This is a genomic window from Sorangium sp. So ce1153 (assembly GCF_051521595.1).
Classification (GTDB): domain Bacteria; phylum Myxococcota_A; class Polyangia; order Polyangiales; family Polyangiaceae; genus Sorangium.
In genome coordinates, this window is the sequence record NZ_CP150361.1 from 4,040,268 (window position 1) to 4,064,272 (window position 24,005).

Sequence of the window (24,005 nt, forward strand, 5' to 3'; positions counted from 1 at the left end):
GCGTGAGCGGTCCGGGGACGGTACCGGTTGACTGACCATCGGGCAAGCTCTACGTTCAAAACCTGACCAATGGTCAGCGAGCCGCGCGCTCGTACCCGTCCATGGAGGCCGTGATGAACGATCGCACCGTGTTGATCTCTGGAGCTGGCATCGCCGGGCCGACGCTGGCGTACTGGCTCGCGCGCCGCGGCTACCGCTGCACCGTCGTCGAGCGCGCCGCGGCGCTGCGCTCGAGCGGCAGCCCCGTCGACGTGCGCGGCCGCGCGGTCGACGTGGTCGAGCGCATGGGCGTGATGCCCAGGGTGCGCGACGCGGGCACGGCCGTGACCGAGCTGGTCTTCGTGGACGACCGAGGTCGGCGCGCGGGCCGGGTCGCGACGCAGCGCCGCGGCAGCCGCGAGGTCGAGCTGCCGCGCGGCGACCTGGCGGCGATCCTGCTCGAGGCGAGCCGCGACCACGCGGAGTACGTCTTTCACGACGCCATCACCGCGCTCCGCGAGGATGGCGGCGGCGTCGAGGTCGAGTTCGAGCGCGGACGACCGCGGCGGTTCGACCTGGTGTTCGGCGCCGACGGGCTGCACTCCGCGGTGCGCCGCCTGGCGTTCGGGCCCGAATCGTCGTTCGTGCGGCCGCTGGGGATGTTCGTCGCGACGGTGCCGCTCGCGGGCGCCGTCGAGCCGCCGCACCAGGTCGTGATGTACAACACGCCCGGCCGGGCCGTCGCGGTCCACCCGGCGCGCGGGCGCGCGATCGCCGCGTTCATGTTTCGCAGCGCGGCGGCGGCGCGGGGCTTCGACCACCGCGACGCCGCGCAGCACAAGCGGCTCGTCGCCGAGGCGTACGCGGACGCCGGCTGGCGCGTGCCCGAGCTGCTCGCGCACGTGCGCACCTCGGACGATCTGTACTTCGACGCCGTGAGCCGCGTGCGGCTCGCGTCGTGGTCGCGCGGCCGCGTCGCGCTGCTGGGCGACGCCGCGTCGTGCCTCTCGCTCTTCGGCGACGGCTCGAGCCTGGCCATCGCGGGCGCGTTCACGCTCGCCGAGGCGCTCGCCGAGAGCCCCGACGACCACGCGCGCGCGTTCCGCGAGTACGAGGCTCGCCACCGCGTGCTGGTCGACCCGAAGGGCCGAGCGTTCACCACGGCGGCCGCGCTGCTCGTGCCGGCCACGCGCGGCGGCATCGCGGTGCGCAACCTCGCCATGCGCCTGTGGGCGCTGGGCGGGGCGGGCAATGTCCGCCGGGGCGCCGAACGATCTCCCCACATGGGTGGACATGCTCCTTGACCGCGTGGCGCGCCGCCGCGGTACAGAAGCTTGCTCGTCCTTCTAGCTAGAGCGACAAACGGTTTGAAAACACGAGAAAAGCAGGGATTTTACAGGGAGGCGGGGAGGCGGGGAGCGAGAGACGGCAAGAGAAAGAACTTCATTTTTTTTCTTCCTCCCCGCCTCCCCGCCTCCCTGTGAAAATTCTCCGGGTCTTGACGTGATCGGCGTTCTAGCCAAGCTCGTTCCCGGTTTCGTGATGGGAAGAGATTGAGCCGCAGAGGCACAGAGGGCACAGGGGGAGAGAAGGACTCTTGCTCTCCCTCCTCGTTTCTCCATGCCCTCATGTCTCTGCGGTTCCTTCTCGCATGAAACCAGGCACGAACCCGGGCGACAACGCGCTAGACTCTGCTGATGACGGAAGTCGCCCGCAAGCGCGTCGCGCTGGCCCTCCTCATCGCCGCGGTCATCCCCGCCGGCCTGATCGCCCGGTTCCACGGCGGTCCGCTCTGGCTGCGCAACAGCGCCGGCGCGGTGCTCTACGAGGTCGTGTGGATCGCCGCCGCGCAGCTCGTGTGGATCTCCGCCCGCACCCACCGGCTGGCGCTGGCGGTCTTCGCCGGCACGTGCGCGATCGAGCTGCTCCAGCTGAGCGAGTGGCCCTGGCTGTGGGCCGCGCGCAGCACCACCCCGGGGCGGCTCCTGCTCGGCGCGAACGGCGGATTCGACCCGGCCGACTTCGCGCTTTACGGCGTCGGCTGCGCCCTGGGCTACGCGCTCTGCCGTCCGTTCCGGGCCTCAGCGTGACGCCGGCGCCGCGCGCGCGGTTGCGGCGCGCGCCCGGAGCGGCCAGGCTGGCGCTCGCACCATCCAGGAACACGGAGGCGACGTCCATGCCCGAGGCTCACCACACCGGCGGCTGTCTGTGCGGCGCGGTCCGCTACCGCGCGCGCGGCGCGCCGTCGAGCACCAACATCTGCTACTGCAGCCAGTGCCGGCGACAGAGCGGTGCGCCGATGCCGGCGTTCGCCACCTTCCCGGAAGAGCGCTTCGAGCTGCTCTCCGGCTCGCCCGCGACGTATCGGTCCTCCAGCGTCGCTGTACGCCAGTTCTGCTCCACCTGCGGTTCGTCGCTGTTCTGGCGCCGCGACGGGTCCCGGGAGCTCGACATCTTCCTGGGCACCATGGACAGGCCCAGCGACCTGCCGCCGCCGTCCTTCCAGCTCTGGACCGTGCACCGCGTGCCCTGGCTTCCCGTCATCCCAGGCGCCACCGACTACCGCGGTGACAAGACCGGCAGCCAGAGCTAGCCTGACCACTCCAACCACCAGCGCGACGGTGCAGCCATGTCAGAGCGCCCCCTGTCCAGCCAGCAACCACGTCCACGCCGGCGCTTGCTCGCCGGCATGGCCGCGACGGGCCTCGGCCTCAGCGCGCTCGTTCACGTCCTGTCCTACGCGGGCATCGCGGTCCATGAGTCCGTGCCCGTCGTCTGGGCGCTCCACGTGGGCATCTTCGTCGTGTTCATCCCGTTCATTATCGGGCTCATCGAGTGGAAGGTGCCCGGCAGCGGATCTTTCAGAGTCCAGTTGGACTGGTCGTCCCTGGCCAGGTTCTTCCCCCGTTGGGTGCCTGTCGTCGCCATCGGGCTGTTCGTCTATGTCTCCTTCAACTTCCAGGCGACCATGTCGCGCGGTCCAAAGGGAGGTTTTCCAAGAGCGGCCATCGCGGCGCCTCCGACGCACGAGCAGAACGTCTACCAGATACGTGGCTTCTCGGGACACTGGCTGCTCTTCTACGCTCTCCCCACGCTCTTTTTCGTCTACGTTCCTCCGGCTCCTCGACGGCCCGAAGACGACAAGAGGTGACACGCGGCCCTCACCCGAGGGAGCTCATCGAGGCCCGTCGCGCTGGTCGCGTGCTGCTACCTGTCATACCTGTCAGTGAGCTTCCGCGCCGGCTCGGCGATCGAGCCCGGCGCGGAGCGTTCCTGCCGGATCGTCCCCGGCTGTCCGGCCGCGCGCCTCAGGCCCCTTCGCTGGCCTCGCCTCCGCCGGCCGCCCTCTTGGCCTCTTCCTCGGCGATCTTCGCGCGCACCTCGTCCATGTCGAGCGAGCGCACCTTCTCGATCACCTGATCGAGCGCCGACGCGGGCAGCGAGCCCGCCTGCGCGAAGAGGAGCACCTTCTCGCGGAAGATGAAGAGCGTCGGGATCGAGCGGATGTTGAAGGCCTGGGCCAGGTCCTGCTGCTCGTCGGTGTTGATCTTCGCGAACACGATGTCCGCGTGCTTCTCGGAGGCCTTCTCGAAGACGGGCGCGAAGACCTTGCAGGGGCCGCACCAGGGCGCCCACCAGTCGATGAGCACGATGTCGTTCGAGTCGACCGTCTGTTCGAAGTTCGCCGCGCTGAGCTCTGTGGTACTCATCCGCGGAGCATAGCCCCGAAACCCACACCTGTCCCCGTGCCGCCGGCCAGGCGCACCAGGGCTGAGCCCGCACCGTCTCCGGCGGGCTCAGCGAAGCGAACGTGCAGGGCGGGGCGCGGCGCCGAGCCGTCTTGCGCTGCTTCCGCCGCTGCCGCGCGCTCAGGGCGCATTGCAGACCATGATCTGCTCGACCGCGTCGACGAGGAGCTGCTCGACGCGATCGGCCCCGATGTCCGCGGCGCTGGCGAAGCGCTCCAGATCGAACGGCGTGGGGTTGACCTCGAGGTAGGCGAGGATCTGGAGCGGGTAGCCGGACCAGCGGATGACGCAGAACCCGACCACGTTGCGGGTCGCCTTGGCCTCGCGCAGGCCGAGGGCGAGCTCGATGCTCGGCGTGTCGTGCCCCTCGTCGATCACGATGCGCGGCGCGTGCCCCGCCTTCCGGAGCTCGACCGCGAGCTCCTCCATCGGCGGGCGGAGCAAGCGCTCGCGCAGCTCGTCGAACTCGCGGAGGAAATCGGCCTCCGCGGGGGCGCGCGCCGCCTCGATGCGCCGCGCGTAGCGCGCCGTGAGGCGCTCGATCCGGAGCCGGTTGTGTTCCTTCACGAGCGGCCTACGGGGCGAGGAGGAGCACCTTGACCTGGCTCGGAACGAGGCTGACCCCGGGGGAGTTCACCGTGTTCTGCAGCGTGATGCTCGTCATCCGCGTGGCGGGCGCGGGGCCGACGAGCACGGTGAACGCCGCCGTGATGTGCCGCGAGGGGCCCATCACCGTGTGCGAGACGAGGCCCGTCTCCAGGCCGGGGTTGTCGCCGTTCGTCAGCGGCACCTGGGTGATCATGTTGTGCGCCGGCGTGCACATGAACAGCACGTTGTAGGCCGCGGGCACCCCCATCGGCTGCGCCGACAGGTTGGGATAAGGCACCGGCAGGTGCGCCGGCGGCGTCAGGCACACGTCAGGCCCGCCCAGGGCCAAGCCTCCCATCTGCGTGTTCGCGAACATCGTGACCTCCTGTCAGCCGAGGTGGATCTGCCCACCGTCGATCTTGGTCAGCTCGCCGCTCGAGACGAGCGTCGCCTGCGCCTTGATGTTCACCGCGGCCTTCGCGGTGACCTCGTAGTACTGCGTCCGCACCTGCTCCGACTCGGCGATGAACCGGTACGCCCGGTCGAGCCGCTGCACCCAGCGGTCCGCGATCGACTCGACCGACCGCGCGACCGTCTTCACGCGGTCGACCTGCGCGACGAGCCGCTCGCCCACGTACGTCATCGCCCCGACGGCGAGCGACCCCTCGCCCGCGGCGACGCGCACCTTGCCCGCGGCCACCGTGGCCTCGGCCGGCGTGACGAGGCGCACGCCCTCGCCCGCGGTGACCGTGACGCGCCCGGCCGGGGCGCTCAGCTCCAGGTCCCCCTCGGCCACGAGGCGCGTCGGCGCGCCGCCCTCGCGGTCGAGCACCGCGAGCACGTGGCACCCCGCGTCGTGCAGCGCGACGAGCACCCGGTCGCCGAGCTCCGGCTCGACCAGGCAGCTCACCGCGCGCTTCGCCGCGTAGTCGCCCGACCCGACGCGCACCTGGAGCGATCGGTCGATCGCGCCGATCACCGTGCCGACCTCCTGGATCGCGAAGGTCTCCACCCGTTGTCTCGCCAGATTGTCTCGCATCGTCTCTCTCCTGCTGTCGGGAGGGGCATCCCCTCAGGGCGTCCAGCGCTCGGCTTCGAGCAGCTCCGGGTCGTCGCCGAGCGCGGCGGACCGGCTCGTGAAGGTCGCGCCCGCGTCGCGCGTCTGGTGGAAGCGGGCGCGGAAGAGCTTCGCATGGGAAAGGTCCGCCTTCTCGACGCTCGCGTGCGAGAAATCGGCGTAGGTCAGGTCCGCGTCGCGGAAGCTCGCGAGTGGGCAGACCGCCCGGTGGAAGATGGCCTGGTAGAGGTCGGCGCCAATAAGGTTCGCCGCCTCGAGGTCGGCCTCGGAGAAGATCGCCTGGCGCGCCTTGAGGCCGGCGGCCGACACCCCGGCGAGCCGCGCGCCGATGAAGAGGCCGCGCTCGGCGTCCGCGCCGTCGAGCTTCGCCGCGGTGAGGTCCGCGCCCTTGAAGTTCGTCTGGACGAGCCGCGCGCCCCGCAGGTCGCAGCCGGCGAGGTCGGCGTCGACGAGCTGCGCCAGCGTCAGGTCCATGCCCGACAGGTCCTGCCCGCGCAGGCTCGCCCGGATCAGCACCGTGAGGTGCATCGTCGCGCCGCGCAGGCTCGCGGCCGACAGGTCCGCCTTGATGAGGCAGGCCTGCCTGAGCTTCGCCCCGTCGAGCGCGAGGCGCGCCGCCTCGGTCTCGACGAGCGAGAAGCGGTCCAGGTTGGCCTCGCGGAAGCTCACCTCGTCGGCGCGCCCCTTCGCCATGCTGCCGATGGTGAGGTTCGCGCGGTCGAAGCTCGCGCGCGACACGTCGCACTCGGCGAAGTTCGCGGAGACCAGGTCGCAGCCGTCGAGGCGCGCGTGGAGGAGCGCGCACTTCGTCCAGACGGCGTGGCGGGCCCGCGCGCCGGACAGGTCGGCGCCCGAGAGGTCGCAGTCGTTGAACATCGACTCGCTGATCTTCGCGCCCTTCAGCAGGGCGCCGCGGAGGCTCGTCTTCTCGAAGAGGACGCCCGACAGGTCGAGCCCCGACAGGTCGAGCCCCGACAGGTCCTCCTCGGCGATGATCTCGCCCTCGTCCACCCTCGCGAGCAGCTCGTCGCGCGTCATTTGATCTGCCCCGTGAACACGACGTTCTTGGTGTGCGCGTCGGCGAACGTGGTCCGCTGATCGCCCTTCGCGTCGAGCAGGTTCGCGCGGAAGAGGTTCGCCTTCTCGAAGCGGGCGCCGGACACCTTCGCCTTCTGCAGCAGGGCGTCCATCAGGTTCGCGCCGGTCAGATCCGCGTCGGTCAGGTCGGCTCGCATGAACCGCGCGCCCTTGCCGCCGAGCTGCCCGAGGCGCGCCTCGCGGAGGTTCGCCTCGCTGAAATCGGCGTCGTCCGCCGAGGCGCCCTCGAAGGTCGCGCCCACCAGGTCGACCCCGCGCAGGTTCGCCCGCGCGAGCTCGGCGCCGGAGAAGTCCGCGCCCGGCAGCGCGGAGGCGGAGACCACGCGCAGGGCCGCGGCCCTCGCCTTCCGGAACGAGGCCTTCTCGCCCTTGAACTCGACGAAGGCCGCGTCCTCGAGCGCCGCCTCGCCGAAGTCCGCGCCGGCGCCGGCGCACTGGAAGAACGTCGCCCTGCGCAGGCTCGCCCCGGTGAACCGCGCGCCGGTGAGGTCGAGCTTGAAGAAGAGGACATCGTCGGCCAGGGCGCCGCTGAAGTCCGCGCCGGCGACCCTGGCCTCCAGGAGATCGGCCTCGGCGAGGTCGGCCCCGGAGAGCTGCGCGCCCTCGAGCCACGCCTTGTGGAGGACCGCCTTGCGGAGGTCGGCCCCGTCGAAGCTCGCGCCCGAGGCGCGCACCTCGCCGAGGTTCGCCCCGCGCAGCGTGGCCTTCCCGAGCCGCGCTCTCTCGAGAAGCGCGCGCGTCAACACCGCGCCCGACAGGTCGGCCCCGCCGAGCTCGCACGCCGACAGGTCCGCGCCCTCGAGGAGCGCCTCGCGCAGATCGGCGCCCGCGAGGCTGAGCTCGTGCAGGTCGGCGCCGGTCAGATCGCGCCGGGCGAGCGACTCGCCGGCGGCGAGCGCCCGCTCGACCTCGGCGCGCAGCCCGGATTTCGTGCCCTGGTCCGCGGGCTCGCCCGGCGGGAGAAGGTGGGCGAAGGCGCGGTACGTCGAGCGGACGCCCTCCTCGGTGGTGCGGAGGCTCGCGACGAACGCCGGGTCGGCGAGCCTCGCCTCGAGGTCCTCGAGCGGCGCGCCCGCCTTGCGCCCCGCCTCGGCGAGCTCGCGCAGGCGGGCCAGCTCCGTGTCGGCGCTGAACTTCGGCGGGCCGCCCCCCTCGCGCTTGCCCTTCGCGAGCAGCGCGTCGAAGTCGATCCCCTGCTCCGCGCAGAGCTTCCGCGCCTCCGCCTCGGCGTCCTTGCGCTGCACCTCGGACCCCTTCTGGAGCTCCGCGGCCTCGCGCTCCATCCGCTCGGAGAGCTCCGCGAGCTCGTCCGGCCTCGGCTCCGCCGGCCGCTCGATCTTCCGCGGGAGCTTATCGTCCGGGTCCACCCCGAGCATCCGCAGGCTGAGCCGCGCCTTGTCGAGCTCCCGCTGCGTCCGCGTGAACGACCGCTGCTCCATCGCCCCCTCGCGCCGGATGAGCTCGTCCATGTCGCTGATCACCTCGTCCGGGAACGACGGGGCGTCGGGGTCGGGCTCGGGGAGGAGCTCCCTGTCGTTCAGGGCGTGGAGGTGCCCCTTGTCCTTGTCGAGCCGCTTCTCCACCACGGCGCGGTAGTGCTCGACCGGCCTCGGCGCGTCGGCCCGCTCCAGGCCGGCGACGAGCAGCTGCACGTCGTCGGCGTCGTCCTCCGCGATCGGGACGACGCCGCGGAAGATCGCGACGCCGCGCTCCAGCTCGGGGAACAGGAGCACCGTCTCCAGGCGGGTCGCGACCTCCCGGAGGCCCTCCACCCCGTCTCCCGTCGCGTCTGCGTCCGCCCCGCCCCGCTGCCGCACGAAGCACCGGGCGCGGAGCCTCGGGACGTGGGTCCCGATCTGCGGCCGCGTCGGGTGGAGGTGCTTGAGGCCGATCGGCTCGCCTCCCTGGAAGTAGTCCGGCAGGCGCTGGTCCTCCGGGGCCACCTGGAAGTACTCGGGGTCGAGATCCCGCGCGAACCCGGGGAAATCGTGCTGCAGCCACTCGGGGCCGTACGTGCCGAGCTTCGCGATCCGCGAGGCGAGCGTCGGATCGAGCGCCCCGAAGCACGCGGGCGCCGGCCTGTCGCCCGGCGACTTCAGGAGGCGCTTCGGGTCCTCGAGGTGGGGCAGGTAATGCACCTTGGCCCCCTCCTCCTCGACCGGCGCGAGCCCCATCCCCTTCGGGTTCAGCGGGTAATCGGGGCCGCCGAACGCGTTTTCCCACACCAGCGGCATCTCGGTGATCGGCTCCGGCTCGGTCGGCGCGCCGTGGTGCCACCGCCGCTTGCCCACGACCGCGACGGACTTGTCGACGAGCGGCTTGTCGGCCGGGCCGACCGTCACGCCCGCGGCGAACGCGGGCCGGGGCTCCCCCCCGGGCGAGTACGCCTTGCCGAAGACGAGGACCTCGCCCCGCGGCTTGGGCATGCCCTCATCGAGGAGGGCGTCCTTGCCGAGCGGGGGCATCACCCGCTGCCACATCGAGACCTCGGGCAGCGGCACCTCCGGGGCGTCGAGCGGGAAGAACATGAGCAGCCCGACGCTCAGGTGATGGCTGCGCCGGATCGTGAGCACGCGCTGGAGGACGGCGAGGCGAAGGGGCTTGATGACGCGCATGGGGCTCGAATCGTAAGTTGTGGCCGGAGCGCCTGGCGAGGACCTCGGCGCGGGTGGGCGCTGGCGCTCCGTCGACGAGCGCCAGCGCGGGGGAGCGCGCGGCGCGGCTCACCCGCGCATCAGGTGACCATGAAGATGCCGCTCCTGTTGATGTGGGCGGCGACGTTCTTCAGCGTGAAGACCCCGTTCCTGACCCTGATCGTCTCGGCCTCGAACTTGATGTTCTGGATGACCAGCTCCGGACCGTTCTTGATGGTCACGGCCGGACCCATCTTGAGATCCACCGAGGCCGCGAGGTTCGTCGACAGCTTGACCCCCATGACGACCTCCGCGTTGACGGCGCACGACATCGACAGCTTGCTCCCGACCGTGAACTCGAGGGCCCCCGACAGCTTGGCGTCGACGGTCGCCCCCTGCGTGAGCGACGTGAAGGTGCCCTTCTTGTGATCGTAGGTGCTGCCGTCCGTGACCGTATGGGCGTCGCTGTGCTTGAAATCCTTCGTCGTGCCGAACGTGTGCGACTCGAACGTGCCCGTCTTCTCGTCGTACGTGTTCCCGTGGACGATGCTCCTGAAATTGCCCTCCTTGATCTCCTCGGTGTTGGAGTAGTTCACCGACTTCACGTTGCCGATCGTGTAGGTCGTGCTGTCGCCGTACGTCGCGTTGGTCACCGTTCCGCCGGTCCAGACCAGGAACTCACCCATGCGCAGGGTGGTGTGGTTGCCCATGATCAGATCGGTCTTGTCTCCCAGGATGGCCTTGCCCTCGCCGGCGCTCTCCCAGGTCACCTTCTGCGCCGCGTAGAACTCCATTCCTCCGGCGTTCGCCTTGGCCTTGTAGTTGCCCGCCTCGATGTCCATCGTGACGTGGTCGCGGACGTTGACCGACCAGTTGCCGCCGCCCTGCTTGCCGACGTTCACGTCGAAGTTGCTCCCGGAGTCCCACACGCTGTTGGCGTCGGTCTTGGCGATGAGCTCGTGGCTGTCGTTGGGGGCGCCCATCCTCAGGTACGTGTTCGAGTAAGGCGTCGACAGCGTGATGCGCTGCGCCCCGGCCTGATCCTCCAGCTCCAGCCGGTTCCTGCCGCCGGTCTGGATCACGTTCTTCGTGTGGTTGCCGCTCGTCACCGGGCTCGGCGTGAGCACGTTGGGCACCACGCCGGAGATCACGGGCCGATCCGGGTCGCCGCCGAGGAAGCTCAGCACCACCTCGGTCCCCCGGCGCAGCGGGAAGTGGAACCCTTCGACGCCGCCGCCGTGCGGCTGCATCATGCGCACGTACGTGGAGCCGCTGCCGTCGCGCGGGCTCGCCTCGTCGAACTTGAGCTTGACGAGGTAGCGCCCGTGGTCGTCGATCTGCGCGTACTCGCTCGACGCGGAGCCGTCGACCGTGCCGTTCTCGTAACCGTAGATCCGCGGCCACGCCGTGCGCGACTCCGCCCGGAACTGCGTCGCCGCCGGGATGGCCGAGACCTCGACGAGATAGGCCTCCTCGTGCTCCAGCCCGACGAGCTCCTCGAAGTCGGCGTGCCCCGCGGACTGGTTGCCGTGGTGGCGCAGCTCGACGGCGAGGTACTTCGCGTTGAACCGCGCGCGCGGGTGGTCCTCGAGCTCGAACGTGTACCCCGAGCGCAGGTGGAGCCGCGATCCGGTGGCCTGATAGACCGCCTCCCGGGCGAGGTACTCCTCCGCGCGCAGCTGCGCGAGCCGCTTGCCGGCGTCGGCGCTGAAGAAGCGCTCGCCATACAGGCTGATCTCCCCGGCGCCGTACCGGGACACGGGCGCCGTGCCGGCGAGGGGGAATTGCGGCCGGACATAGTCGTAGTCCTTGAGCTTCACCCGCGACGGCAGCGCCCCGTGCTGGCAGGAGAAGGTGCGGAACGACGCGGAGGCGCTCCGGTCCTCGCCCGTCTGCGGGTGGTAGCGGACCGGCGCGCGGAGCGGCTCGGCGGGGTAGCTCTTGTTGTCGCGGAGGATGAGCTTCTCGCCGTCCTCGGTGTGCTCGAAGTGGTAGAAGATCCCTTCCCGCTCCATCCAGCGCGAGATGAAGTCGAAGTCGCTCTCACGGTACTGGCAGATGTGCTCCTCGGTCTCGTAGCCGCCGAGGTTGAGCTCGATATCGGCGCTCGTGATGCCGTTCTCCTCGAGCACGAGCTGGATCACCTCGGGGACGCTCTTCTTCGTGAAGATTCGGCTGTGCTTCGACAGCGTGAGCCCCCAGAGCCGCGGCACGAGCACCGCCCGCAGCAGCGCGCGGCCCCCGAACTCGTGCAAGAGGTCGATCCCGGCGAGCACGCCGGTGAACAGGTAGGGCGGATTGATATCGTCCTGGCGGTCAATCGAGAGGCGCGCCCGGGCCCCGACCATCTCCGCGAAGTTCGTGTCGTCCTCTCCCTCGCTCGGGATCGACAGGAAGATCTCGAACCTGTACGGGCGCGAGATCGCCTCCACGCCGCGGAAGCCGACGACGCGCGCCGGGACCTGCAGGATGCTCGAGGAAAACGTGATGAGGTCGCTCATGGCCGTGTCTCTTCCGGGGTGCGAGGTGGTGAGTGCTCCGCCTTGTTGGTCCCGAGGGAGGGCGTTCTATGGAGCTAGACGAAAAGGAGTCAGGGAGTCAACCTTGTGAAGAAACGTTAATGTCTCCCTCGGGCGGCGCGATCTCGACCAAGGAGCGTAATATTGCACCGTTCGACTTCGCGTTTGCGAGCTTGACTCCATAGACGTTGGCGCCGGCGAGATCGGCTTCGCGCAGATCGGCGCCATCGACGTTGGCGCAGGGGAGGCTCGCCTCCTTGAGCTTCGCCGCGCGCAGGATGGCGCCGGCGAGGTTGGCGTGCGCGAAGCTCGATCGGGAGATGTCCGCCTTGCTCCCGTTGATGTCGGCGAGGCTCGCCCGGTCGAAGACCGCCTCGGTCAGGCGCGCCTGCCGCAGATCGGCGCCGTCCAGCGACGCGCCCTCGAAGCTCGTCTTCGCGCCCCTGGCCGAGGTGAGATCCGCGTTCTTGAGGATCGCCGAGCAGAGCTGCGCGCCGTCCAGCGTCGCGCGGGAGAGGTCGGCGCGCGTGAGGTCGGCCGCGTGGAGGCGGGCGTCGGTCAGATCGGCGCCGCTCAGGTTGGTCCTGGCGAGGCGCGCCGAGGCGAAGTTGCACCGGGCGAGCGTGGCGCCGGCGAGGTTCAGGCGCTCGAGGGAGGCGCCGCTCCAGTCGATGCCGCCGAGCTCGGCGCCCGCGAGCTCGAGGTCGTAGAGCGGCTGGCCGCTCCTCAGGCGGGCGAGCACCGTCGCTCGCAGGCCCCGGGCCTCGAGCTCGGGCGGAGGCGGCTCTGCGGGCGCGGCGTCGGGGTGGGCGGCGTCGGCGGGCGCGGCGTCGGGGTGGGCGGCGTCGGCGGGCGCGGCGTCGGGGAGGGCGGCGTCGGCGGGCGCGAGATCATCCGCAGACGACGCCGCCTCGGCGGGCGCGGCGTCGGTCGCGAGCGCGGGGGGCTCCGGCTGAAGCGCGGGCGCGGCAACGGCCGGCGAGCGCGGGCCCTCGACAGCGGGGCTGGTCTCATCGGTGCTCGCGAGCGCCGGCTGCGCCGGACAAGGCGGCTGTGCCGCGACAGGACCCGTTTCATCGAGCGCTGAGGGCGCCGGCTGCCCCGGCGAAGAAGGCTGTCCCGCGACGGCGCCAGCCCCGTCGCGCGTCGCGCCCGCCGGCAGCGGCTGCGAAGGAGGCTGCTCGGCGACAGCAGCCCCCTCCTCGCGCGTCGCGCCCGCCGGCTGCCCCTGCTGCGCATGCGGCTGGTCGATGACAGGGTGCGTCTCGTCGAGCCCGGCCAGCGGCGGCCGCACCGGAGGAGGCGGCTCGACCAGCGAGGCGTGCAGCCCGGAGCGGGCGAAGGGCATCGCGAACGGCACCGACCCCGGGGGAGGCTCCGGGCGTGGCGGCGGCTCGGGCGCGGGCAAGAAGGGCAGGGGAGGCGGCGGGCCCAGCGGCGGCACCTGCTGCGTGACAGCGCTCCAGTGCGCTTCCTTTTGCTGCGAGAAGGGCAGAGGAGGTATCGAGCTCAGCAGCGGCACCTGCTGCGTGACAGCGCTCCAGTGCGCTTCCTTTTGCTTCGAGAAGGGCAGGGGAGGCACCGCGCCCAGCCGCGTCACCTGCTGCGTGACAACGCTCCAGTGCCCCGCCGGGATCTCCGTCCCGGGGGCTGCCGGTGGGCCCGCTCCCTCGGCGATCGCGACGGACGCGAGCGGACGAGCGATGCCCGCCACGGCCGGGCTGCCGTCGCCGCCCGCCGTGCGCTCGCCCTCGATATCGGGGCTCCTCGCGGCCCCTGGCGCGTCCCCGGCAACGCCAGGCGCCGGAGGCCGGGGGCGTGACGAAGCCGGGCCCGCCGCCGCCGAGGGCCACAGGAGGGGCCGCCCCGGCACCTCGACGCCCGCGACGACGCGCATCCGGGCCAGCGCGTCGCCTGGCGGCAGCGCGACGTTCCCTCGCCAGATCACCGAGCAGAGCAGGCGATCTGCGTCGATGGTCAGCGTGTCGGCGACGAGCTCGATCGGCTGTCCGCCCTCGTCGCTCCCCGCCCCGGTCCGGTAGAGCCGCGCCAGCGCGCGCGCCGAGGGCAGCCTGGACCGCAGCCACGGACAGCGCGGGTGCAGCCCCTGGAGGAAGATCCACTCGTCGCCCCGCAAAGGCTCGATCTGCTGGTCCGCCGGCGCGGCGTGAAAATAGCGGAAGTCGAAGCTGCCATCGAGCTCCGGGACCGGGAGGAAGTCGAAGCTGCCATCGAGCTCCGGGACCGGGTGATCGAGCGCCCGGTCGCGCGCGAGCAGGCCTCTCCTCGGCGCCCAGTGCCTCGCGATCGGCCCGAGGCCCGCTGGCCTCAGCGGATCGGCCGGATCGACGATGTTCGGCAGCGCCATCCCCGAGCCCACGCCGCCCACGCCGCCCACGCCGCCCACGCCGCCCACGCCGACCGGGTTCGCGTCGATGTGCGGACCGCCGTACGCGCGCTCGTACACGAGCGGCATCAGGCTGAACGGCCGCGGGCTCGGGGCCTCGCGCGTCCAGTCGCCGTACACGTGGAGCACCTTGTCGAGGAGCCAGCGATCCTCGCGGAAGAGCGCCACCCGCACCGAGAGCCCCGTCGCCGTCGTCCCCGCCGGCGCGGCCGCGTGCCCGCGCACGAGGACCCCTGCGCCCGGCAGGTAAGGCGCTGTCTCGCACGCCTCCTCCAGGCTGCCCCGCCCGTCTCGCGGCCGGTCGGAGCGGACCAGCTCCGCCGGGGCGGCGAGCTCCGCGCTCCTGTCGTGGACGAGGGCGAACGTCGCCTTGACGATGAACGTCAGCCGCTCCGCGCCCTGCATGCGCCACCGCACGGCCCCGCAAGAGGCCGGCGTCAGGGCAACGATCGGGAGAGGCCAGGGCGATTGCACGGCGTGATCTCGGCTGGCCTGCGCGCCTTCATCGCCGCGGAGGGCAGGCAACCGACGATACGCGGCGCGTCTCTCGGACGCAAGCGGGGGAGTCGGCGTGAGCTCACCTCGTATCGAGTGTTTGCTTTGCTCACCGGACCATGTCGCTGTGAAGATCTTCCGGCGCCCGCCTCGTGTGGGGCGCCCGCGCGCACGGTGTGAGGACACGATGCTTCTGTCCTCCTCGTGGAGGCGCGGAGACGAGCGGCCTCGCTCGCTGGCAGCAGCGGCGGACGCGGCGCGAGTCCTCGCGGCCGGTGACGCGCCCCGGCGCTTCCTCGATCTCGCCCGCGACCCGGTGCGCGTCCAGAGCTTCGACTTCATCTTCCGCTCCGTGCGCGCCGAGCAGCACGTCTCCATCGTGGTCACCGTGCTCACGCCCGCGCGGGCGCGCGTCCAGTTCCACATGGCGTTCGTGCGCCGCGCGATCCTCGCCGCCTGAGCGGCCCTGGTCGTCGTCGTGTCCTGGTGTCCTGCACCGAGCCATCGGTCGGAACGATGCCGCGTCGTGTGCGCCCGTGCGCCGCGAGGCGCCGCTTGACAGCGATCCTGATGTGATTTTCAGGACTGCCCTCCGTGGTCGGAGGGGCCCGCGCAACCCACGGTGACCAGCACGGGCTCCCGGCCTCGGGACGAGCTCCGGCGCCCAGGGGGAGGAGTTCAGAGATGAGCATGGACAGCAAGGAGTCCTCGCAAGCCGCCGCCGCGCCGCACGACGGCGGTCCTGTGAATCCCGATCTCACCGCGCTGATGCTCACCGAGGAGCAACTGGCGAGCATCCGGCAAGAGGCGGTGAGATCAGCCATCCTCTCGGTGGCGGAGCTGCGCCAGGGCCGGAGGCGCTGCGATTCGCTCACCCTCGGCGAGTGGGAGGATTTCGCCTCTGCGCCGGGGCCGCGCGTATAGCGCTGGGAGCGCGGCGGCACGAGCGCAGGGCGCAGCCCGTACTCTGCCGACCACCTCGTGGTCCTCTGCCGACCACCTCGTGGGGGAGAAGCCACAGCCATGGAACCGATGATGAGGCTGCCCGTCGTGGGCGAGCCAGAGCACGCCGTGCCCATCTCGACCTATGTCGTCAAGCTCGTGAGCCGCTGCAATCTCAACTGTAGCTATTGCTACATGTACAACCTGGCGGATCAGACCTACAGGAGCCAGCCGGCGATCATGCGCGAGGAAGTCACGGCGGCGATGTGTCGGCGCATCCTGTCGCACGCAGGTCGGCACGGCGTCGCGGGCGTGCACATCATCGCGCACGGCGGAGAGCCCCTGCTCCTCGGCAGGCAGCGCTTCCACGCGTGGGTTGAGCAGGTCAGGCTCACGCTTGATCAGGGCGGTGTGTCGTCGTGCTTCACCGTCCAGTCGAACGGCGTCCTGATCGACGATGCATGGATCGAGCTCCTCGCCGAGCTTTCCGTGCGCGTGGGCCTCAGCATCGACGGTCCGAAGCGGTTTCATGATCGCCATCGAGTGGACCATCAGGGCCGCGGCTCGTTCGACGACGTGGTGACGGCGATCCGGCGCCTCCAAGCCCACCGTCTGGGTCCCGGGATCTTCGCCAACGTGCTCGCGGTGATCAACACGGATATCCCCCCCCGCGAGATGTTCGATCTGTGGCAGTTCCTGGATGTCCCGGGCCTGGAGGTCAACCTCCCCCACGCGAACCACGCGCACGCGCCGCCCTCGGGCGCTGTGTCGCACGGCGACTGGATGATCGAGTTCTTCGATCTCTGGTTCGAGCAGAATCGGCCGGATCGCCACGTGAGGTACTTCGAGAACATCCTGCGCCTGCTCTTCGGGCATCCGATGAGCACCGACAACATCGGCGGAAAGCCGGTGGGCGCGATCATCATCGAGACCGACGGCGGCATCGAGCCGACGGACGCCTTCAAGTGCTGCGAGAACGGCATCACCAAGCTCGGCATCAACGTGCTGCGCAACGAGATCGACGAAGCGTACCGGTCCTCCATACTGCGCAATATGCTGGGCGGCGTATCCGAGCTCTGCGCGCAGTGCCGCGCCTGCGAGCTGCGCGACGTGTGCGGAGGCGGGTACATGCCGCACCGCTTCAGCCGCGAGCGGCGGTTCGACAACCCCTCCGTGTACTGCCCCGACCTGCTGAAGCTCATCCATCACATCCGGAGGCGCGTCATCGACTCGCTGCCTCCCCATCTGCTCGCCGCGGCCTCAGGGCGCGCGACGGCGTGCGAGGCCGGCGGCCGCGCTGACGAGCGGCGCGATACCGAGAGAGCGGAGCGGGCATGAGCTCGCCGACACGATGGGTCAACTGGGACGCTTCGTCGCCGTGACGCGCCGGTGTCATTCGAACTCGGATCCGGGCTCGAGCTTCTGCGAGGTGAGCAGGTAATATAGCGGCGAGTGGTCGCTCCAGGAGACTGGCAGACGGACGCGCCTGAAGCGCGGGAACTGATCCATGATCAACGCCAGGATCCCGAAAGCCATGTACAGCACCAAATACGGGGCTTGTTCCGTCGTTTCCCTTCGGTACATCCAGTTGCCGCTTTTTTCGATGTACTCCTGGCCGAAATGTTCGAAATGACCCAAAGTGCGTGGCGGTAAGCGCGGCACGATGTCGTTGCGATAGATGTGCCGGAAGAGCTTGCGCTCGAATTTCCTCCCGACGGTGCGGGCGAAGGTCCTGTCGCCGACCATCGGCTGCCCGAAGGTATACACGCCGCGGAGCGCGCTCCTGAGTCCCTCGACGTCGCCGTTGGTGCAGATGCGCGCCGCGGTGAGGACCGCCAGCGCGCCGCCCAGGCTGTGACCCGTGATGTAGAGAGCCTTCAGCGTGGACCGGGGCGCCTCGTCAGGCTCGCTTCGCGCCCCGCGGCGACGCCTGGCGGCTCCCTCCACCGAGCGCCGCGGAGAACAGGACTTGGGGGGCCGCACCTCGTGCAGAGTGCGGCAGATGGATTTGCCTCTCATCGCAGCACCCAGGTACAGTTTGAGCCTCGGCCACAGGGCCGAGGTGGCGCGATAGAAGCCGCCGTGTACGAATCCTCCCCAACGGAACGCGGCGGTCCGGACGTTCGTGCTCATGAGCCACGTGATGAGGCTTACTGGCCGTGTTCCCCGGAAGCAGAGGATCGCCAGCCGCCCGTCTCTGCTCTGTGCGAAGTACGCGTACGGGGACACGAAGAGCGCTTCATTCTCGAAAGTGACCTTGACACACAGGCAATCGAGTCCCTGCTGTTTCAGCATCAACTGAAACTCGGTAAGTTCCGAGTAAGCCCACATCGATGCCCTGGCGAGCGTCGCCGTGATCACCGGGTCGTGGCCCTCCCCCGCGCTCACCATGTAATCGACCAGCTGGTGGTTGCCCTCGCTTTTTGCGCTCTCTTGCCGATCCATGCGGGCGATGGCACCATCCGAGACAGACGATATCTGGTCGGGAACAACCTCACCGGGACTTCGCGCAGGATGATGGAACTTCATGATCGTCCCCTCCGTGTATCGACGTAACACGACCCGGTGTCCGCGCGGGGCTGCGGCAGCCGTCATGGCGCTGACGTTGCCTTGGCGCCCATGAGGCATGGGAGCACTCGTCTCTTCGTCTTACTTTCGTAGGACCCGACCCGCACCGTCGCAACGGGCGGGTGAGCTCCTTGTGAGGAGCGGCCGCTACCGGCTCGGGTCGCTTTTCAAGCCGTCCGTCTACTCCGGCGCGCGGCGCGGTCGCTCATGACGGGGGCAGGCCTGCGCCGTCGCGCTCGCCCAACCACGCGCGGGCGAGCGCGAGCGTGCGCGCGTGCTCGGGCACGTTCTCCAGGAAGCCCGCCCGCCACGCGGGGTTCGCGATCCGCGCCGTGCGCTCCAGCAGCCGTTCGCGGGCGGTCGCGATCGCGGCGCGGGCCTCCCCGTGCGCGCCGCACGCCTCGAGGGCCTCCGCCCGCACCAGGTAGATCTGCGACTCGCCCTCCTCGAGGTGCCCCTGCGCGGCGATGATCGGGGCGGCGAGCTCCGCGGCCCGGTTCACGGCCTCGAGCGCCTCGGCGGCGCGCCCCGCGGCGAGCAGCACCCCCGCCAGGATGCCCAGCGCGCACGGGATGAGCGGCGCGACGCCGGCGAGCAGCTCGCAGCCGCGGCGCGCCTCGGCCTCGGCGCGGTCGAGGTCCCCCGCGACCCGCGATACCTCCGCGAGGTAGACGTAGGTGCCGCCCTCCATCCGCCGGTCGCCCGACGCGATGAACGACCGGAGCGCGTCGTCGAGCAGGGCGCGCGCCTCGTCGAGATCGCCGAGCAGGAGGAGCGTGCGGCCGAGGTTCTCCTTCGCGACCGCCGCCATGAACAGCAGGCCGAGCCGCCCCGTGTCGGCCAGCGCGGCGCGGAGCTGGCGCGCGGCGTCGGCGTAGGCGCCGAGCTCGTTGCAGAAATGACCGGCGTTGATGCGCGCCCCGCAGGCGCCGCGCACGTCGCCAGCCGCCTCGAAGCAGCGCACCGACGCCTCGCAGAGCTCCCAGGCGGCGCCGACGTCCCCGGCCAGGATCGCGTGGAGCGTGCGCAGCCGCAGGATGGGCGCGCTGACGGTCGGGTCGTGCTGGAAGCGCCCGAACGACGCGTCGATGCGCGACGAGAGCGCCGCCGTCTCCTCGCACTGGCCCTTCATGTAGAGCAGGACCAGCGCCGCCTGCGCCATGGCGCCGAGCTCGGGCCCGGTCACCGCCTCGGCCGACCACCGGGCGCACAGCGTCCTGGCGATCGCGACGACGGCGTCCCCGCGACCCACGAGGTTGGAGGCCCAGAGCGCGACGCCCAGCGCGCGGCACCACGACGCGCTCCCCTCGGGCAGCGCCAGCATCGCCATCGTCGCGTGCAGCTCGGCCGCCGCGCTCTCGCCCCGGAAGCGGTACGCCTCCGCCTGGACCGTCTCGACCTCGCCGAGCGCCTCGCCGGCCGCGCCGCACGCGACCGCGCGCTCGGCGCGCTCGATCACCGCCGCGTAGTCGTTGCCGCCGAGCGCCTGCTCGGCCGCGCGCCGGTAGCAGTCGATCGCGCGCTCGAGCTCGCCGCCGCGCTCGAAGTGCTTGGCGAGGACCATGGCGTCGGTCTCGCCGGCCTGGGCGAGCCACGCGCCCGCGAGGCGGTGGCCGAGCAGCCGGTCCTCCTCGGTCAGCATCTCGTAGGCCGCGTCGCGCACGAGCGCGTGCCGGAAGGCGTACTCCACCTCGCCCTGGAACGTCGACTCCTGCAGGCGCGAGAGGAGCTCGCTCCGCGCGAGCTCCTCCAGGCAGGCGTCGAGGTGCGGCCCGTCCACCTCGGCGCCGAGCAGCGCGCCCGCCGCGCCGCGCCAGAACACGCCCCCGAACACGCTGCCCGCGCGCAGCACCCGCCGCGCGTCGGGCGCGAGCCCCTCCAGGCGCGACTGCATCATCGCGAGCACCGTCTCCGGGACGCCGCCGCCGTGGCCCTCCGCCGCGGCGCGCACGAGCTCCTCGAGGAAGAACGCGTTGCCCCCCGAGCGATCGACGATCCGCGCGACGCCCTCGGCGTCGAGCCCCGCGAGCGCCTCGCCGACGAGCTTCTCGCACGTCCTCCGCGAGAGCGGCGTGAGCCGCAGGTCGGTCAGCGCCCGCTTGCTCCACAGGTCCGGGAAGGCCTCGCGCACCTCGGGGCGCGCGAGCGCGAGGACCATCAGCCGCTCGCCCTCGAGGACCCGGAGCGCCGCGTCGACGTACTCGACCGTGGGCCGGTCGCCCCAGTGCAGGTCCTCCAGCACGAGCAAGAGCGGCCGCGCCCGGCACTCGGCGCGCGCGAGCTCGACCCAGGCCGCCTGCGTCTGATCGCCCATGAGCTTCGGGTCCTGCCGCGCCGCCCGGAGCAGCACGCTCTCGTCCTCCGGGAAGGGCGTGCCCACCATCTCGCCCAGGAACTCGGCGACCTGCCGCCGCAGCGGCTCGGCGACGTTCACCGCCACGCGCGCGGCGAGCTTCTGCCGCCGCGCGTCGAGCGGCTCGCCGTCGAGCAGCCGCGCGGCGCGGCGGACCACCTGGCCCAGCATGCCGAACGGCGCGCCCAGCCGCATCGGATCGCCGCGCGCGATCCACAGCTCGAAGGCCTCGCCGCGGCCGGCGAGGCGCCGCGCGAGCTCGTGGCGCAGGCGCGACTTGCCCACGCCGGCCTCCGCCGTGACCAGCACCGCGCGGGCCTCGGACTCGGCGACGCACTCGTCGAAGGTCGCCTGCAGGAGGATCAGCTCGCGCTCGCGCCCCGCGCACCGCGTCGGCTTGCCGAGCAGCTTGCGCGCCTCGTCCGCCGGCTCGAGCTCGCCGAGCAGCGCCAGCCCCGTGCCGTCGAGGGACACCTCGAAGCGGTCGCCCAGGAGATCCGCGGTCATCCGGTCGAGGAGGATGGGCGCCCCGCTCCCCGCGTTGTGGAGCGCGCGGTCGGCCGTGCTCCCCGTGAGCAGCGCGCTCGCGCGATCGATGACCTGCCCCATGGGCTGGGTCCTCTCGAGCTCGTCCCACCCGGTCGAGAGCGCCACGCGCGCGCCGGGCAAGAGCTCGCGGAGGGCGATGGCGCAGCGCCCGGCGCTCACGGCGAGGTCCGTCGGCGAGCCCGCGCCGGTGATGACGGCCGCGAGGGAGCCGTCCCGCAGGAGCTCGAGGTGGGCGCCGTGCCGGGCCGCCACCTGCCGGAGCGACTGCGACGTGCTGTAGAGCGTGCTCAGCAGCGGGGCGTCGCTGAGGGAGGCGGTGGGGGCGCGCGAGTCGGCGGAGATGTGCCCGCCGGCCGCCGCGTCGGGCGCGAGCGCGAGGATGACGCTCACGAGGCGCCGCTCGCGGCGCGTCAGGCCGACCGACGCGGGCGCTGTCACCGACGACTCCGCGACGAGCGCCTCGAGCGCCCGCAGCTCCGCGAGGACCACCCTCGCCTCCGGGCGCTCCTCCGGCCGCTTGGCGAGCAGCCGCGTCACGAAGGCGTCGAGCTCCGGCGGCAGCCCGGGCGCGAGCCCGCTCGGGCGCGGCGCTTCCTCGAAGAGCACCCTGGCCAGCACGGCGAACGGGTGCGCCGCGGCGAAGGGCGGCCTGCCGGTGAGGCAGGCGAAGAGGACGCACCCGAGCGAGTAGATGTCCGCGCGGGCGTCGACCGCGCCCTCGCCGGCCACCTGCTCCGGCGCCATGAACGACGGCGTGCCCACCGTCGCCCCTGTGTGCGTCAGCGACGACGTCGCGTCCCCGAGGCGCGCGAGGCCGAGGTCGACGATCGTCGCCCGCTCGAGCTCTCCGCCCGGGAGGAAGATGTTCTGGGGCTTGATGTCGCGGTGGATGACGCCCTGCGCGTGCGCGAAAGCGAGCCCCTCGGACACCCGGGTCAGGACCTTGAGCGCGGCGGCGGGCTCCAGCCTCCCGCGGGCGATCCGCGCCGCGAGGTCCTCCCCCTCGAGCCACTCCATGGCGAGGAAGAGCTCGCCGTCCGGCGTCAGCCCGTGGTCGACGTAGCGGACGATGCAGGGGTGCGAGAGGGCGGCCAGCGCGCGCGCCTCGCGGGCGAACCGGCCGCGCTTGTCGGGGGTCGGGTCGCGCAGGACCTTGATCGCCACCGGCGCGCCGCTCGTGGCGTCGCGCGCGCGGTAGACCGTGCCGAGCCCGCCCTTCCCCGCCTGCCGCTCGATGGTGTAGCGGTCCCCCAGACGCTCCCCCGGTGTCATCGTGTCTCGAGTATCTCATGGAACACCGGCGCATTCGCCATCGCCGTTCCGCGCCGCCGCGAGGCGAGCCGCCGCGCGCCTCGGTCTGGAGAGAGCTTCCATGAAGGCGGGAAGAACACTGGGCATTTCTGCCCATTGCCCCGTCGGAATCCGGCCGCCACCGGGGCCAGTCACCGCCGGTCCTCGAACAGGCTTGAGCGGGGGTGACAACGTCTTTGTCGTTCAGCGACACCGCGCCGCGACGCTCCTCCGCGCGGGTTTCGCGGGAGCCGCGCGCGACCGGCGCCGCGAGGACACTGTGCTACAACGTGGGTAACAGCTGGCCCAGAAGGAGCATCGCATCGATGGAAGCGCACGCGTCTGTCCGAGCCCTCGCCGACGCCATGGATCTCGGCTCGCTGCTGCAGGAGGTCCGGGATCGACATGGCGAGTTCGATCTCCTGGCCCACTGGAAGCAGGGCGAGTTTCACCACGACGTGGTCATCCGGGTCCACCGCGCCGCGCCGCTGCCGGGGCCGGTGCTCGTCGTGAGCACGAACTGCAACGGCGGCGTGAAGGAGGTGCTTTGCTTCGGCGAGGTCCCGGACCGCCGTGCGCTCTGGCACCATCGCTGCCCCGGCGTGCCCGAGTTCTCCGGCGATCTGCCGCCCATCGCCGCGCAGGCGCGGACGACCCATTACTTCGACCCCTGCGAGCTGCTCGCGCCCGACGCCCGCAGCGAGCTGCGCCCCGAGTTCCGCGAGCGCGACGTGGGGGGCGGCTGGCGCCCGCGGTGCGGGTGAGGGCGGCGCCGCAGCGCTCGCGAGGGAGCCGGCCGGGGACGGCGCCGCGACAAGGGAGGAGTCGCCGATGACGTCAGCGCGAGACGGCGAGGGGGAGAGCCCTGGGCGGCCAGCTGCTAGCGGGCGGCGCCGCGCTCCGGCGTCTCGTGCGCGGGCCGCCCGCCCCCGTGTCGCTCCGTGCGCCCATGGCAGGCGCCTCACGATGGCCGCCGGGCGCGCAATTCATGCCGGACGTCGCGAGGCGCTGCGGGGCCGCCGCCGGCGAGCGAGGTCGTTCAGCGGCGCTCCGCGTCAGCGCCCATGACGCCCTGCCCCGCGGCGCGGGCGGCGCGGAAGGCCGCGTCCTGCCGCCACGCCTCGCGCGCTGCCTCGCCTGCCGTGAGGCCGTGCGCCACCCCGGCCGCAGCGATCGCGCTCCGGAACCGCGCCCCGGCCCGGCGGTGCTCGATCGCGACGAGCGCCAGGCAGAGCGCGACGAACAGCACGGCGTGGGCGCTCGGTGCTGGCTGCGACGACCAGGCGAGCCAGCCGACGCCCACGGCAAGCAGCGCGCTGCAGAGCTCCCACGACTCGCTGCGCTCGCCGCGCTCGGCCTCGGCGGCGCGGGCCAGCGCGCCGGCGACGGCGGATGGTGGTTCGGCTGCCTTCTCGGAGGGCGCCGGCGCCCGTGCGCCAGGAGTGACCGTCGCGCCGCCCTGTGTCATGCGCGGCGCCGACGAAGCGCGCCTACAGCTCGTTGCCATGCCGAGATGCGTTGAGCCCATACAGATCCCTCCTCGTTTTGCCCGCCGACCTCCGTACACCTGCCGGACTTGCATCTCGCGCGCCACGGCTCCATAGGGAAGCTGGACTTCATCCAGAGGCTCACGGCAGCCCCTACGGCAGCATCGTTTGCGCGCCTGTCAGGCCGGACACGCAATCGCTGCGCTCGGGTCGCGCTCCCGGCCCGGAGGACTGGCCGCCGTCGGCGCGCCCAGCGCCCCCGCTGCCCGG

At 71.7% G+C, this 24,005-nt stretch carries 19 protein-coding genes; 8 read left to right on the forward strand and 11 right to left on the reverse strand.

The features are described 5' to 3' along the window. Positions 1-113: 113 nt before the first annotated feature. The 4 genes from WME85_RS14325 (at position 114) to WME85_RS14340 (ending at position 3,130) form a co-directional block, all read left to right on the forward strand. Positions 114-1,283 (forward strand): FAD-dependent monooxygenase, encoded by a 1,170-nt coding sequence (locus tag WME85_RS14325; RefSeq protein WP_437838662.1) that lies wholly within the window; start codon positions 114-116, stop codon positions 1,281-1,283. Between the two features lie 393 nt (positions 1,284-1,676). Beyond that, positions 1,677-2,069: a DUF2809 domain-containing protein gene (locus WME85_RS14330; protein WP_437838663.1), complete on the forward strand. Its 393-nt coding sequence runs from the start codon at positions 1,677-1,679 to the stop codon at positions 2,067-2,069. Between the two features lie 86 nt (positions 2,070-2,155). Beyond that, on the forward strand, positions 2,156-2,572 hold the full coding sequence (locus tag WME85_RS14335) for a GFA family protein (protein ID WP_437838665.1): 417 nt from the start codon (positions 2,156-2,158) through the stop codon (positions 2,570-2,572). A 36-nt stretch (positions 2,573-2,608) separates the two neighbouring features. Further along, on the forward strand, positions 2,609-3,130 hold the full coding sequence (locus tag WME85_RS14340) for a hypothetical protein (RefSeq protein ID WP_437838667.1): 522 nt from the start codon (positions 2,609-2,611) through the stop codon (positions 3,128-3,130). Between the two features lie 157 nt (positions 3,131-3,287). Here the strand turns inward: WME85_RS14340 and trxA are convergent, their stop codons facing one another. The 8 genes from trxA to WME85_RS14380 all read right to left on the reverse strand — a co-directional run bounded on the left by trxA (position 3,288) and on the right by WME85_RS14380 (position 14,456). After that, on the reverse strand, positions 3,288-3,689 hold the full coding sequence (trxA, locus tag WME85_RS14345; RefSeq protein WP_437838668.1) for a thioredoxin: 402 nt from the start codon (positions 3,687-3,689) through the stop codon (positions 3,288-3,290). A 159-nt stretch (positions 3,690-3,848) separates the two neighbouring features. Beyond that, positions 3,849-4,295: a hypothetical protein gene (locus WME85_RS14350; protein WP_437838670.1), complete on the reverse strand. Its 447-nt coding sequence runs from the start codon at positions 4,293-4,295 to the stop codon at positions 3,849-3,851. Positions 4,296-4,302: 7 nt separating this feature from the next. Continuing rightward, positions 4,303-4,692: a DUF4150 domain-containing protein gene (locus tag WME85_RS14355; RefSeq protein ID WP_437838672.1), complete on the reverse strand. Its 390-nt coding sequence runs from the start codon at positions 4,690-4,692 to the stop codon at positions 4,303-4,305. Positions 4,693-4,704: 12 nt separating this feature from the next. Next, positions 4,705-5,355 (reverse strand): DUF3540 domain-containing protein, encoded by a 651-nt coding sequence (locus tag WME85_RS14360; protein ID WP_437838674.1) that lies wholly within the window; start codon positions 5,353-5,355, stop codon positions 4,705-4,707. 33 nt (positions 5,356-5,388) lie between these two features. After that, positions 5,389-6,432: a pentapeptide repeat-containing protein gene (locus tag WME85_RS14365; protein WP_437838676.1), complete on the reverse strand. Its 1,044-nt coding sequence runs from the start codon at positions 6,430-6,432 to the stop codon at positions 5,389-5,391. After that, a complete protein-coding gene (locus WME85_RS14370; protein ID WP_437838678.1) occupies positions 6,429-9,107 on the reverse strand; it encodes a DUF2169 family type VI secretion system accessory protein in 2,679 nt (892 codons plus the stop codon). Before WME85_RS14370 ends, WME85_RS14365 begins: the two co-directional genes overlap by 4 nt. 119 nt (positions 9,108-9,226) lie before the next feature. Further along, the gene (locus WME85_RS14375) at positions 9,227-11,626 is read right to left on the reverse strand and encodes a type VI secretion system Vgr family protein (protein WP_437838680.1); all 2,400 of its coding nucleotides are present in this window, start codon (positions 11,624-11,626) and stop codon (positions 9,227-9,229) included. Between the two features lie 97 nt (positions 11,627-11,723). Continuing rightward, positions 11,724-14,456, reverse strand: coding sequence for a DUF2169 domain-containing protein (locus tag WME85_RS14380; RefSeq protein ID WP_437838682.1), 2,733 nt, complete (start codon positions 14,454-14,456; stop codon positions 11,724-11,726). A 277-nt stretch (positions 14,457-14,733) separates the two neighbouring features. Between WME85_RS14380 and WME85_RS14385 the strand changes: the two genes are divergently transcribed. The 3 genes from WME85_RS14385 to WME85_RS14395 all read left to right on the forward strand — a co-directional run bounded on the left by WME85_RS14385 (position 14,734) and on the right by WME85_RS14395 (position 16,826). After that, positions 14,734-15,006, forward strand: a complete 273-nt coding sequence (locus WME85_RS14385) for a hypothetical protein (protein WP_437838684.1) — start codon at positions 14,734-14,736, stop codon at positions 15,004-15,006. 224 nt (positions 15,007-15,230) lie between these two features. Then, positions 15,231-15,470, forward strand: a complete 240-nt coding sequence (locus tag WME85_RS14390; protein ID WP_437838686.1) for a hypothetical protein — start codon at positions 15,231-15,233, stop codon at positions 15,468-15,470. Positions 15,471-15,569: 99 nt separating this feature from the next. Next, positions 15,570-16,826: a radical SAM protein gene (locus tag WME85_RS14395; protein WP_437838687.1), complete on the forward strand. Its 1,257-nt coding sequence runs from the start codon at positions 15,570-15,572 to the stop codon at positions 16,824-16,826. A gap of 54 nt (positions 16,827-16,880) precedes the next feature. Here the strand turns inward: WME85_RS14395 and WME85_RS14400 are convergent, their stop codons facing one another. Further along, positions 16,881-18,017, reverse strand: coding sequence for a lipase family protein (locus WME85_RS14400; protein WP_437838689.1), 1,137 nt, complete (start codon positions 18,015-18,017; stop codon positions 16,881-16,883). Positions 18,018-18,261: 244 nt separating this feature from the next. Continuing rightward, positions 18,262-22,230 carry a protein kinase domain-containing protein gene (locus WME85_RS14405; RefSeq protein ID WP_437838691.1) on the reverse strand — a complete coding sequence of 1,323 codons (3,969 nt, stop codon included), beginning with the start codon at positions 22,228-22,230 and terminating at the stop codon, positions 18,262-18,264. A gap of 344 nt (positions 22,231-22,574) precedes the next feature. Here WME85_RS14405 and WME85_RS14410 point away from each other — a divergent pair, with 344 nt between their 5' ends. After that, entirely contained in the window at positions 22,575-23,012 is a 438-nt protein-coding gene (locus WME85_RS14410; RefSeq protein ID WP_437838693.1) for a hypothetical protein, read from the forward strand. A 275-nt stretch (positions 23,013-23,287) separates the two neighbouring features. On the opposite strand, the gene WME85_RS14415 is transcribed toward WME85_RS14410, so the two are convergent. Continuing rightward, positions 23,288-23,716, reverse strand: coding sequence for a hypothetical protein (locus WME85_RS14415; protein ID WP_437838695.1), 429 nt, complete (start codon positions 23,714-23,716; stop codon positions 23,288-23,290). Positions 23,717-24,005: the final 289 nt, after the last annotated feature.

Bases quoted from the DNA above. Each gene is read 5' to 3' on its own strand.
- WME85_RS14325 (WP_437838662.1), top strand. From the start codon at position 114: ATGAACGATCGCACCGTGTTGATCTCTGGAGCTGGCATCGCCGGGCCG.
- WME85_RS14330 (WP_437838663.1), top strand. From the start codon at position 1,677: ATGACGGAAGTCGCCCGCAAGCGCGTCGCGCTGGCCCTCCTCATCGCC.
- WME85_RS14335 (WP_437838665.1), top strand. From the start codon at position 2,156: ATGCCCGAGGCTCACCACACCGGCGGCTGTCTGTGCGGCGCGGTCCGC.
- WME85_RS14340 (WP_437838667.1), top strand. From the start codon at position 2,609: ATGTCAGAGCGCCCCCTGTCCAGCCAGCAACCACGTCCACGCCGGCGC.
- trxA (WP_437838668.1), bottom strand. From the start codon at position 3,689: ATGAGTACCACAGAGCTCAGCGCGGCGAACTTCGAACAGACGGTCGAC.
- WME85_RS14355 (WP_437838672.1), bottom strand. From the start codon at position 4,692: ATGTTCGCGAACACGCAGATGGGAGGCTTGGCCCTGGGCGGGCCTGAC.
- WME85_RS14360 (WP_437838674.1), bottom strand. From the start codon at position 5,355: ATGCGAGACAATCTGGCGAGACAACGGGTGGAGACCTTCGCGATCCAG.
- WME85_RS14365 (WP_437838676.1), bottom strand. From the start codon at position 6,432: ATGACGCGCGACGAGCTGCTCGCGAGGGTGGACGAGGGCGAGATCATC.
- WME85_RS14370 (WP_437838678.1), bottom strand. From the start codon at position 9,107: ATGCGCGTCATCAAGCCCCTTCGCCTCGCCGTCCTCCAGCGCGTGCTC.
- WME85_RS14375 (WP_437838680.1), bottom strand. From the start codon at position 11,626: ATGAGCGACCTCATCACGTTTTCCTCGAGCATCCTGCAGGTCCCGGCG.
- WME85_RS14380 (WP_437838682.1), bottom strand. From the start codon at position 14,456: ATGCAGGGCGCGGAGCGGCTGACGTTCATCGTCAAGGCGACGTTCGCC.
- WME85_RS14385 (WP_437838684.1), top strand. From the start codon at position 14,734: ATGCTTCTGTCCTCCTCGTGGAGGCGCGGAGACGAGCGGCCTCGCTCG.
- WME85_RS14390 (WP_437838686.1), top strand. From the start codon at position 15,231: ATGAGCATGGACAGCAAGGAGTCCTCGCAAGCCGCCGCCGCGCCGCAC.
- WME85_RS14395 (WP_437838687.1), top strand. From the start codon at position 15,570: ATGGAACCGATGATGAGGCTGCCCGTCGTGGGCGAGCCAGAGCACGCC.
- WME85_RS14400 (WP_437838689.1), bottom strand. From the start codon at position 18,017: ATGAAGTTCCATCATCCTGCGCGAAGTCCCGGTGAGGTTGTTCCCGAC.
- WME85_RS14405 (WP_437838691.1), bottom strand. From the start codon at position 22,230: ATGACACCGGGGGAGCGTCTGGGGGACCGCTACACCATCGAGCGGCAG.
- WME85_RS14410 (WP_437838693.1), top strand. From the start codon at position 22,575: ATGGAAGCGCACGCGTCTGTCCGAGCCCTCGCCGACGCCATGGATCTC.
- WME85_RS14415 (WP_437838695.1), bottom strand. From the start codon at position 23,716: ATGACACAGGGCGGCGCGACGGTCACTCCTGGCGCACGGGCGCCGGCG.